This window comes from Isoptericola sp. NPDC055881, assembly GCF_053615895.1.
Map to the genome: position 1 here is coordinate 1 of NZ_JBSHCR010000122.1, position 6,356 is coordinate 6,356.

The 6,356-nt window shown below is 75.9% G+C and carries 8 protein-coding genes; 6 read left to right on the plus strand and 2 right to left on the minus strand.

What is annotated here, in order from left to right; genetic code table 11:
* The first annotated feature begins 147 nt into the window (after positions 1-147).
* Genes ACWGKI_RS20350 through dtd form a run of 5 tightly spaced genes read left to right on the plus strand, consistent with a single transcriptional unit; the run spans position 148 to position 2,747 of the window.
* Entirely contained in the window at positions 148-453 is a 306-nt protein-coding gene (locus ACWGKI_RS20350) for a type II toxin-antitoxin system Phd/YefM family antitoxin (protein WP_452189458.1), read from the plus strand.
* Between the two features lie 41 nt (positions 454-494).
* A complete protein-coding gene (locus tag ACWGKI_RS20355) occupies positions 495-920 on the plus strand; it encodes a type II toxin-antitoxin system VapC family toxin (RefSeq protein WP_452189460.1) in 426 nt (141 codons plus the stop codon).
* Between the two features lie 21 nt (positions 921-941).
* Positions 942-1,286 (plus strand): DUF2516 family protein, encoded by a 345-nt coding sequence (locus ACWGKI_RS20360; RefSeq protein WP_380243962.1) that lies wholly within the window; start codon positions 942-944, stop codon positions 1,284-1,286.
* Positions 1,276-2,325 (plus strand): asparaginase, encoded by a 1,050-nt coding sequence (locus ACWGKI_RS20365; protein ID WP_452189462.1) that lies wholly within the window; start codon positions 1,276-1,278, stop codon positions 2,323-2,325. The genes ACWGKI_RS20360 and ACWGKI_RS20365 overlap by 11 nt, the downstream gene beginning before the upstream one ends.
* The gene (gene dtd, locus ACWGKI_RS20370; protein WP_380243964.1) at positions 2,322-2,747 is read left to right on the plus strand and encodes a D-aminoacyl-tRNA deacylase; all 426 of its coding nucleotides are present in this window, start codon (positions 2,322-2,324) and stop codon (positions 2,745-2,747) included. The genes ACWGKI_RS20365 and dtd overlap by 4 nt, the downstream gene beginning before the upstream one ends.
* Positions 2,748-2,819: 72 nt before the next feature.
* Here dtd and ACWGKI_RS20375 read toward each other — a convergent pair whose 3' ends face one another.
* Both ACWGKI_RS20375 and ACWGKI_RS20380 read right to left on the minus strand, forming a co-directional pair.
* Complete coding sequence (locus ACWGKI_RS20375; RefSeq protein ID WP_380245538.1) at positions 2,820-3,551, minus strand: LPXTG cell wall anchor domain-containing protein; 732 nt, start codon at positions 3,549-3,551, stop codon at positions 2,820-2,822.
* A 141-nt stretch (positions 3,552-3,692) separates the two neighbouring features.
* The gene (locus ACWGKI_RS20380) at positions 3,693-5,594 is read right to left on the minus strand and encodes a DUF4012 domain-containing protein (protein WP_452189465.1); all 1,902 of its coding nucleotides are present in this window, start codon (positions 5,592-5,594) and stop codon (positions 3,693-3,695) included.
* Between the two features lie 248 nt (positions 5,595-5,842).
* On the opposite strand from ACWGKI_RS20380, the gene ACWGKI_RS20385 reads away from it, so the two are divergent.
* Entirely contained in the window at positions 5,843-6,286 is a 444-nt protein-coding gene (locus ACWGKI_RS20385) for an OsmC family peroxiredoxin (protein WP_452189466.1), read from the plus strand.
* Positions 6,287-6,356: the final 70 nt, after the last annotated feature.

Genomic DNA, 6,356 nt, shown 5'->3' on the forward strand with positions numbered 1-6,356 from the left:
CAGGAGGTAGTTCGCCCACGACGTGGCGAACTACCTCGGCAGGTCTCGCACTACCTCGGCAATGGGGGGACTACCTCGGCAGTTCCGGGACCACCTCGGTGCGGGGCGTCTGTTCCGGCCGGGCCGCGGACGGTACGGTCATCGGTCATGGAGGTCTCCGTCAGCGCGCTGCGCGCCGAGCTGAAGTCGTGGATCGAGAAGGCTCGTGCAGGCGAGGAGGTCGTCATCACCGAACGGGGGGTGCCTGTCGCCCGCCTGTCCGGGGTGGAGACGGCGGACCTCGTCGCGGGGCTGGTCCGGGACGGCCTGCTGACGCCCGCCGCGACCGAGCGGCCCGTGCACGCCGTGCCCGACGCCGACGGCGCCGCGAGCGGTGCCGGCCGGCCGGCCGCGCGCCCGGCCGCCCGGCAGACGTCGCGCATGTCCGACCTCGTGCGACGCATCCGGCGCTGACCCGCCCGCCCCCCGCAGGACCCCGACCCGGACGGAGCAGGATGGCCCTCGTCTACTTCGACGCCAGTGCGCTGGTGAAGCTGTGCGTGCACGAGCCGGGCTCGCGCCTGGCGAGCGCGCTGTGGAACCGCGCCGACGTCGTCGTGAGCTCACGCATCGCGGACGCCGAGGTCCGGGCGGCGCTCGCCGCCGGAGAGCGGGCAGGCGTGCTCGACCCGCTCGCCCGACGCCGGGGCGCGGCGCTCTGGGACGAGCTGAGCGCCGGCCTCCACACCATCGAGGTGACGCCCGACGTCTCCGTGCGCGCCGCCGACCTGCTCGCGGCGAGCCCCGTGCCGCTGCGCGCCGCCGACGCGCTGCACGTCGCCAGCGCGCTCGCCGTCGCGCACGCGGACACCGTCGTCGCCGCGTGGGACGAGCACGTCGCGGGCGCCGCCCGCTCCCGCCGGCTCCGCGTCCTGCCGTAGTCCTCCCGTAGGCTCGGGCGGGTGATCTCCGCCGCCATCGGGTCCCTCCAGTACTTCCTGCTCATCGCGCTCGCGGTCGTGGTGTTCGTGGTGCAGCTCGTCGCCTTCCTGGACGCCGCCCGCCGCCCCGCCCGCGCGTTCGTGTCGGAGGGCAAGCTGACCAAGAACATCTGGCTGCTCATCCTCGGCGTCGCGGCCCTGATCGGGCTGTTCGGGCTGCCGCCGATGCTCATGACGGCGGGATCGTTCTTCAACGTCATCGCCACGGCCCCGGCGATCATCTACTGGGTGGACGTGCGTCCGAAGATCCAGTCCTACGGCACCGGCGGGGGACGCCGCCCGCAGGGCCCGACGGGTGGCTGGTGACGTGGCGGACGAGCTGACGGCACCTGCCGTGCCGACCTCCGTCGCGCCCGTCGCCCGCGGTGCGGTGCCGCTCGCCGATGTGGTCCGCGGCGACCTCGTCGAGTCCGTGCACTTGGGGCACCTCGTGGTGCTCGGCCCGGACGACGACGTGCGGCTCGCCCTGGGGGAGCCGACGACGACGATCTGGCCGCGGTCGTCCGTGAAGCCGCTGCAGGCGCTCGCCATGCTGCGCTCCGGGCTCGACCTGCCCGACCGACTCCTCGCGCTGGCCGCTGCCAGCCACAGCGGCGCGCCCGAGCACCTGGCCGCGGCGCGCGAGATCCTCGCGGGTGCGGGGCTCGACGAGTCCGCGCTGCGCAACACGCCGGACCTGCCGCTCGGCCGCGCCGAGGCGCTCGCCTGGCAGGAGGCCGGCCGCAAGCCGGAACGCATCGCGCAGAACTGCTCCGGCAAGCACGCCGCCATGCTCGCCACCTGCGTCGCGGCCGGCTGGGACACGGCGTCCTACCTGGACCTCGCGCACCCGCTGCAGCGGGTCGTGCGCGACGTCGTCGTCGAGGTGACGGGCGACGACGAGCCCCACGTCACCATGGACGGGTGCGGCGCCCCGCTGTTCTCCACCAGCGTGCTCGGCCTGGCGCGGTCGTTCGGCCGCCTCGCGGCGGCGGCGGCCACGCCCGACGGCGGTGACGCAGGCCGCGTCGCGCGGGCGATGGCCGGGTACCCCGAGATGGTCGCGGGCCGCGGCCGCGAGGACACGCTGGTCATGACGGCCGTGCCGGGCACGATCGCGAAGATCGGTGCCGACGGCGTGTGCGCGGCGGGCCTGCGCGACGGCTCCGCCGTCGCGTTCAAGATCCTCGACGGTGGCGACAGGGCGCGTCCGGCGATCCTCGCCGCCGCCGTCCGGGCCGCGGGTGCGGGCGGCGTCACGGGGGCGGACCTCGCCGCGCTGGACGTCGTGGGCGCGACGCCGGTGCTCGGCGGCGGCCTCCCGGTCGGCGCGGTGCGCCCCGCCTTCCGGGTGGACGGCGCGTGAGGGCGGTCGTGCAGCGCGTGACCCGCGCGAGCGTCACGGTGGACGGCGAGGTGGTCGGGGCGATCGACCGGCCCGGGCTGCTCGCGCTGGTCGGGGTGACCCACGAGGACGGCGCGGCGGACGTGGCGACGGTCGCCCGCAAGATCGCGGAGCTGCGCATCCTGCGCGACGAGCGCTCCGCGGCCGACGCGGGCGCCCCCGTCCTGGTGGTCAGCCAGTTCACGCTCTACGGCGACACGCGCAAGGGGCGGCGTCCGACCTGGAACGCGGCCGCCCCCGGCCCGGTCGCGGAGCCGCTGGTGGACGCCGTCGTCGCGGACCTGCGCGCCCGCGGGCTCGAGGTCGCGACGGGGCGGTTCGGCGCCGACATGGCCGTCGACCTCGTCAACGACGGCCCCGTGACCATCCTGGTCGAGACCTGACGCTGTGAGCGGGCGGTTGGCCCCGTCTCACGACGAGACAGGGCCAATCGCCCGCTCACAGCGATCAGAGGGTCAGTGGTCGGTGCTGCGGCGACGCCGGGCGGCGGCGACGGCGATGCCGCCGGCGGCGGCCAGTCCTGCGGCCGCGGCGACCAGGCCCGCGACTCCTGCGCCCGTCTGCGGCAGGAAGCCGGGCGTCGGCGATCCCGGAGGCGCCGCCTCGGGCGGCACGGCGCCGGGGACGGTCACGCCGGGCGTCGGGGTGGGAGACGGCGTGACGCCGGGCGGGTTGGTCGCGCAGTTGGGCGACGATGGCGGGTAGTTCGCCGTCATCGTCAGCTCGGGGTTGACCTGCATCTTCACCTGGACGGACGGGCGCACCCAGTCGAACTCGTCGCCCTCCACCCACACGCCGTCCTCCAGGCGCCAGCCCGGCCAGTCGAGCGGGTTGCCGGCGGCGTCGACGACGGCGCCGGGCCACAGCACGCGGCCGCTCAGCGGCAGGTCGGGCTGCACGACGTCGTCGCCGTCCGGGTTGATCCACGTGATGGTGACGGTGGTGTTCGGGGTGCCCGTCGCGGTGACGGCGTAGCGCAGGTACGGCACGTCGCCGTCGCACACGGGCTCGAAGATCTGGGCGGTGAGCGTCGGGACCTCGGGCTGCTCGTACCCGGTGCTGCTCGGGCTGCTGCTCGGGTCCGGGGTCTCCGTCGCCGCACCGGCGGGCGTGGCGACGGCCAGGGCCGCGCCGGCGCTCAGGAGCAGGCCGACGGCGACACCGGCGGCGTAGCGTGCGTGGGCCATCTCGACTCCTCGGGCAGTGCTCGCGTGGGTCTTCCTCGGGCGTTCACGCTAGCGTCGCCGGGGCGGCGCGGACCCCGCCTCACCCGGGTGAAACCGCTGGCAGGGCGCGCATTCACCCGCTGCTGACGGTGGCCCGGGACATCAGTCGCAGACCGGTGCCTCGGCGTCGAGCAGCCCGCCCGCCGTCGTCGTCGGCGTGGACCAGACCTCGAGCCGGCCGGCGGGCGTGCCACCCACCGTGCCCCCCTGCGTGCCGGGGGCCGCCGGGACGGTCAGCCGCAGGGTGGTGCTCTCCCCGGGGGCGAGGACCACGGTGACGGACTGCGTCGCGCGGGCGTGCGTGGTGCGCGCGTCGCCCCCGACGGGGTTCCCGTCCCGCTCGACCCGCGGCGGCTCGGCGTCGCGCGGACCCGCCACCGTCACCCCGAGGCTCAGCGTGCCGGGCGGGTGGGCACGGCCCGGCAGGCCGGCCACGTAGGAGGGCAGGGCCGACGCGGCGTCCTTCGGCGCCTCCGACGCGAGCGTGAGCTCCAGCGTGTCCACCCGCCCGGTGGGTGTGCACGTGGACTCGACGACGGTCAGCGCGGAGCGCAGGTACGCCGACATCTTGCCTGCGACGTGGTCGGTGAGGAACACGCCGACCGCGTCCGCGGCGCGCGGCGCGGTCGCGAACGACCCGGCCACGAGGGTGCCCTCCAGGCGCGACTCCTCGGCAGGGTCCGCCGACCAGACCCGTAGCCGGTGCTCGCCCGCCGCGTGCTGCAGGCCGGTCAGCAGCGCGCCCGGGCTGACGTCGCTCGTCTGCGCGAGGACGGCCGCGGCCGTGTCGGCGTAGAACTGGTCGGCGGTCGCCGGGTCCAGCACGTCGTAGACGCGGCGCAGCAGCACGTCGACGACGTTCTCGGCCGTCAGCTCCACCCGGTCCCGGCCGAGCTCCTGCGCGACCGGCCCGGACAGCGGGACCCGGACCGCCCCGGCCTCGGCGAGCAGGAAGGACAGCGCGACGGGGTCGGTCGCGAGGACGCCGTCGACGCGCTCACCTTCGTTGCGGGCCCACATCTCGGCGGCCAGCGCGGCCGTCGTCGGGAAGTCCGGCGTCGCGGTCACGTCCTGCACGAACATGCCGAGCCGCCCCGTGTACGCCGCGTCGTCGTCCGCGGACAGCGGCAGCACGGGCTCGCGGAACGCCGGGAAGTCCGCGGCCGGGACCTGCCGCACCACCGACACGCGCCCCTGGTCGGCGCGCAGCAGGATGAGCGCGCCCGGGATGCCGCCGCCCTCGCGCAGCTCCGCGCTGCTCATGCTGAGCATCAGGTAGGTCCGCGGGCCGTCCGCGCCGAGCATCGCGGGCGCCAGCGTGGCGGCGCGGTCGCCCGTGGCGACGACGGCGGCGAGCTCGTCCACCTGGTCGCGCAGGGTCTCGACCGGCGCCGCCAGCTGGGGCAGCAGGTCCGCAGGGTCGACGTCGTCGAGGCGGGCGCGCGACGCGTCCACCGAGAGTCGCGCCGCGGCCAGCCCCGGCGCCGCCGCCCGCAACGGTGCGAGGTCGAGGCCGCCGCCGGGCGTGCGCGTCGTGGCGGGGACGGCGTCGGCCAGGTCCGCGAGGGCTGGCAGCACGTCACCCGTCACGTCGTCGAGCACGACGGCGACGTCAGCCGCGGCGGCGGCGGACGGCCCGATCCCGGGCGCCCGGGCGGCGAGCCACCACAGCGGCCCGTCGGTGGACTCCCGGGCCACCGTCGTCTGGCGCCGCAGCTCGGCGAGCGCGGGGGAGGAGGCGAGGGTCGCCGGGGTGGCCCCGTCGACCGTGGCCCGGGCACCGGCGCGCAGCTCCCCGGCGACGACGGGCACCTCCGCGGCGGCGCGGGTCAGCGCGGTCCGCGCCACCATGGCGTCGCGCACCAGGAGCACCGAGCACACGACGGCCACCAGCAGGGTCAGGCACACGCCGAGCACCACCCACCGCCCGACCCGCCGTCGCCGGGGTGGCGCCGGGGAGACCGGGTCCGTCGTGGGGGGCGCGTGGCCGGTGTCGACGGTCATGTCGGCACGGTAGGTCCGCGCGGGCCCGGCGGAGGGATGAATGTGCGGGTGATGTCCGGGCGCACGGTGACGCCCGCGCCGGATCGGCGCGGCACTTCGTGCACCGGACGGCAGTCTGAACTGCCGACCGGTGCACGAACTGCCGACCCGGCGGACGTGACCGCCACCACCGGAAAGGTCCCTGTCGTGCACGGCGGGTGCGGGTTACGGTCGTCGTGACCTGTCCCGGAGCACGAAGGAGATCTCCTATGACCACCCGTACCGCACGCACCGCCTGGAACGGCGACATCCAGAAGGGCTCCGGCCGGGTCGAGCTCGCCAGCTCCGGGGTGGGGACGTTCGACGTCTCCTTCCCCCGTCGGACGGCGGACACGGCGGAGGGCGTCACGAGCCCGGAGGAGCTCATCGCGGCGGCGCACTCGTCGTGCTACGCGATGGCGTTCTCGCTGGAGGTCGCGAACGCGGGCGGCACGCCCGGGGAGACCGACGTGACCGCCGACGTCACGCTGACCCCGGCACCCGGCGGTGGGCTCGAGATCTCGAAGATCAAGCTCACCGTGGTGGGGTCGGCGTCGGGCATCGACGCGGACGCCTATCGTGCCGCCGCCGAGGCCGCGAAGTCCGGCTGCCCGGTGTCGAAGGCGCTCGCGGGCGTCGGCGAGATCTCGCTGGACGTCACCTTCAACGGCTGACCCGCCCCACCCCGGAGTCGCAACGAGCGTGCTGACTTGATCCTCAAACCGCTGGTTTGAGGATCAAGTC

Coding starts and splice junctions, on each gene's coding strand:
- ACWGKI_RS20350 (WP_452189458.1), top strand. CDS start 148: ATGGAGGTCTCCGTCAGCGCGCTGCGCGCCGAGCTGAAGTCGTGGATC.
- ACWGKI_RS20355 (WP_452189460.1), top strand. CDS start 495: ATGGCCCTCGTCTACTTCGACGCCAGTGCGCTGGTGAAGCTGTGCGTG.
- ACWGKI_RS20375 (WP_380245538.1), bottom strand. CDS start 3,551: ATGGCCCACGCACGCTACGCCGCCGGTGTCGCCGTCGGCCTGCTCCTG.
- ACWGKI_RS20380 (WP_452189465.1), bottom strand. CDS start 5,594: ATGACCGTCGACACCGGCCACGCGCCCCCCACGACGGACCCGGTCTCC.
- ACWGKI_RS20385 (WP_452189466.1), top strand. CDS start 5,843: ATGACCACCCGTACCGCACGCACCGCCTGGAACGGCGACATCCAGAAG.